At 68.8% G+C, this 3,088-nt stretch carries 4 protein-coding genes; 1 reads left to right on the forward strand and 3 read right to left on the reverse strand.

The genetic code is table 11. From position 1 onward, the window contains the following. Window positions 1-430: 430 nt before the first annotated feature. Entirely contained in the window at window positions 431-856 is a 426-nt protein-coding gene (locus AC5LSR_RS14580; RefSeq protein WP_250283838.1) for a tautomerase family protein, read from the reverse strand. A gap of 69 nt (window positions 857-925) precedes the next feature. Beyond that, window positions 926-1,801 carry an SDR family oxidoreductase gene (locus tag AC5LSR_RS14585; protein ID WP_493468574.1) on the reverse strand — a complete coding sequence of 292 codons (876 nt, stop codon included), beginning with the start codon at window positions 1,799-1,801 and terminating at the stop codon, window positions 926-928. On the opposite strand from AC5LSR_RS14585, the gene AC5LSR_RS14590 reads away from it, so the two are divergent. Further along, window positions 1,708-2,193 carry a winged helix-turn-helix transcriptional regulator gene (locus tag AC5LSR_RS14590; protein ID WP_250283834.1) on the forward strand — a complete coding sequence of 162 codons (486 nt, stop codon included), beginning with the start codon at window positions 1,708-1,710 and terminating at the stop codon, window positions 2,191-2,193. The two genes, AC5LSR_RS14585 and AC5LSR_RS14590, sit on opposite strands and share 94 nt — an antisense overlap. Window positions 2,194-2,418: 225 nt before the next feature. On the opposite strand, the gene AC5LSR_RS14595 is transcribed toward AC5LSR_RS14590, so the two are convergent. Continuing rightward, window positions 2,419-2,661 (reverse strand): hypothetical protein, encoded by a 243-nt coding sequence (locus AC5LSR_RS14595; protein ID WP_250283832.1) that lies wholly within the window; start codon window positions 2,659-2,661, stop codon window positions 2,419-2,421. Window positions 2,662-3,088: the final 427 nt, after the last annotated feature.

Consider the following 3,088-nt stretch of genomic DNA (forward strand, 5'->3'; position numbering starts at 1 on the left):
CCATCTCCGGGCGGGACGGTCAGGGCCGTCGTCTGGTGGGTTTGGCGGACAGAAGGGGAATCGCGGCGTGAACGCGGTGGCAGAGCAGGCGGACGGGGCCGGGGACGCTCCGGCGTCCGACGGGGGCCAGGCCGCCGTCCGCCTGACCGTGGTCGGAACCGCCATGCACGGGCTGTCTGTGGCCGTGGGCGCTGGCCGCCACCACAGCGGCGCTCGGCGCGAGCGCCGGCCTGCTGCCGGTCGTCACGACGGCCCGCCAGCCCAGCCTCCTCCACCACCCGACGCGCCAGCGGAGTGAATCGGGCATGCGGACTGGTCGGTCCCGCCATCTGCTCGGTGAACGTCACCCGTGCGCACTCGCCGGTCCCGCAGCGGAACCGGCGGGCCGGCGGGTCGACCTCGACCCGGGCTCCGGGCCTCCGTTCTGGGGTCAGTACACCGACGGCAGGTTCGAACGGGCCCATTCCTGTTCGGCCTCCGAACCCTCCGGTGGTGGCACCAGCCCGTTGATGAGCCAGAGATCCCGGCTCGTCTCGTCGGCGTGGAACTCCCAGTGCGCTCCCGGGATCCTGGCCATGAACGGGCCCAGGATGCGCCCGATCCATGCCGCGGTTCGCTGGCGAGCCGCTTCGTCGGGGCTGGTGCGCGCTATGTGATCGATGGAGACCCGGACAGCCGGCGTCCCGGGTTCCCCGCCAACGTAGAAGCTGGAGGCCGAGGTCTCGCTGAACAGCACGACGACGTAGAACCTCGGCAGCCCGAACCGCGCGTAGTGATCGGTGACGGACTCGGCCAGCCTCGCCTTGTCCTCGTCGGTGAAGATCCCTTCGGTATGGTCGATCCTCCAGAGCGGCATGGATGCCGGCCTTTCCTTTGTCGAGTGGTACCTGCCGGTCCTTTGTCGAGTGGTACCTGCCGGTGGCGGTCAGGGTGCGAACACCAGTTCGTGAACGTCCGCTGACAGGGAAGCCCTGGTGCGTATGCTGATCTCGTCGACGAGTACCTCGGCGTCCCCGGCCTCGAGTCCGTCGAGGATGGTGGTGGCGGCGGCTTGTGGAGTGGTCTTCGGAAGGTTGAACTGCGCGACCATGTCGGTGTCGATGAATCCTGCGTGGACGCCGAGGACCTGGATGTGCCGCGGGGCCAGTTCCGTCCGGAGCGAGTTGGTCAGCGACCAGAGCGCCGCTTTCGACGCACCGTAGACACCGCTGCCGGCGAGCCAGGCCAGCACGGAGCTGATGTTCACGATGGCCCCGTCTCCGGCTCGGGCCAGCAGTGGGGCGAACGCCTGGCACACGCGGAGGGGTCCCAGGACGTTGATGTCGAACGTCGCTGCCGAGCGTTCGATGTCGGCCGTGAGCAGCGGAGCGGGATAGAGGACACCCGCGTTGTTGATGATGACTTCGGCATCGGGCGCGTCAGCCACGAGACGTCTCACCGACTCGGCCGACCGCACCTGCAAGGCGCGGGTTTCGACGCGCGGCCGAGAATCCTCGAACGGCTCCTGCCCTGTCGCGTACACCTTCCGCGCACCCCGGGCCAGAAGCTCGTCGACGAGCGCGGCACCGAGGCCACGCCGTCCGCCCGTCACCACGGCAGTACATCCGTCGATCGCAACCATGCCACCCCCCTGACTAACGATATCATTAGTCAGGGTAGTGAAGACCGGATCCGGTGGCAAGGGCCGGTAGCGTGAGGCGTATGGCGATGAGGCTCGTAGGTCCGCTTCAGGACCGCGATGCGTGGGCAGCCGACGCGTGCTCCGCGGCCAGGACCCTCGACATCCTCGCGACCAAGGCATCGTTCCTGGTCGTTCGGGAGCTCTTCTACGGCACCACGCGGTTCGACGACTTCGTACGCCGCGTCGGCGTCGCTGCCCCGACCATCGCCCGGGCGCTCTCCCGCCTCGAGGGCGCCGGCGTGATCGCCCGCACCCCGTATCGCACCGACGGACACCGCGCCCGCGACGAGTACCGTCTGACGGAAGCCGGCGAGGAACTGCTGCCAGTGATCATGGCTCTTGTCCAGTGGGGTGACGCTCACCTGCAACCGGACGGACCGCCGCTCCAGTTCCACGACGTCACCACCCGGCAGCAGGTGCGTGTCGCCCTCGTCGCAGCACCCGACACACCCCAGCTCGAGTCTCGGCAGATCCAGGTAGCAGTACACAGCCCTGCCGGGCGCGCGAACTGAACCGTCCCGGTTTTGGCGGAGACTCTCCCTTGTGAGCGGATGGAGTCGTGCCCGTTCCCAGGAATTTATCCCGACGAGCTTCGTGAACGTCCGGTTCGTCTCGTGTCGCGGATACGCCGGACCGTCGCCCATTCCCCGTCAGCTCCGTGTATTCGGTAGTCAGGCGGATGTTCCATTGCCGCGACCGACGGAAACGCGAGTGGACCAGGGATCCCGCGTTCCCGGTCACGCGGGGGAGATTTGGAGGACGGCGGTCTTGCCGTCGATGGACTTCGGCACTATCCGCAGGTCTCTGAATCCACCGAATCCCATGATCAGGACGCTCCCCACGGAACCGCTCGAGGCTACCTGGCTGCCTCCGTTGGCCGCGCTGCAGCTCACGCCGCCCGACCCGACCACGACATGCATCGATGCGAAGCCGAAGACGGACTGGTTGAACGGGATGTCGACGGAACCCGAGATCCGCACGAGGCACTCGCCGTCCGCGCAGGCTCCGACATCCGTAGAGGGCCCTGCCGGCTGCGCGTTCCGCGGTGGCGGGGCAGGCGGGGGCGGCGGGGGAGCCGCCGTCCGTACAGGCCGGGGAGCCGTCGTCGGCGCGGCCGGAGGTGCCGTCGTTGGTGGTGGCGTCGTGGGTGACGCCGTCGGTACGAGGGAGGGTGACGGTATTGGTGAGCTCGGTGCCGGACTGGTCGTCGCGGAGGCGCTCGGCCGTGCCACGGCGGCCCCGGACGTCCCATCGTCGCCACACGCGACGACAAGGGCCGGCAGCAGGCAGAGCAGGGTCAGAGATCGACGCATGAGCGCTCCTGGAGGTTCGCGGTCGATGGGACGTTGCCGTGGCCGAGGGGAACGACGTACGCCCCCGATCCGGCCGGCCTCGACCTGCCGCCCG

This window comes from Protofrankia sp. CiP1_Cm_nod4, assembly GCF_982290645.1.

Excerpts from the sequence above, each read along its gene's own strand:
- AC5LSR_RS14585 (WP_493468574.1), bottom strand. The coding sequence starts at position 1,801 with ATGCCTTGGTCGCGAGGATGTCGAGGGTCCTGGCCGCGGAGCACGCGT.
- AC5LSR_RS14590 (WP_250283834.1), top strand. The coding sequence starts at position 1,708 with ATGAGGCTCGTAGGTCCGCTTCAGGACCGCGATGCGTGGGCAGCCGAC.
- AC5LSR_RS14580 (WP_250283838.1), bottom strand. The coding sequence starts at position 856 with ATGCCGCTCTGGAGGATCGACCATACCGAAGGGATCTTCACCGACGAG.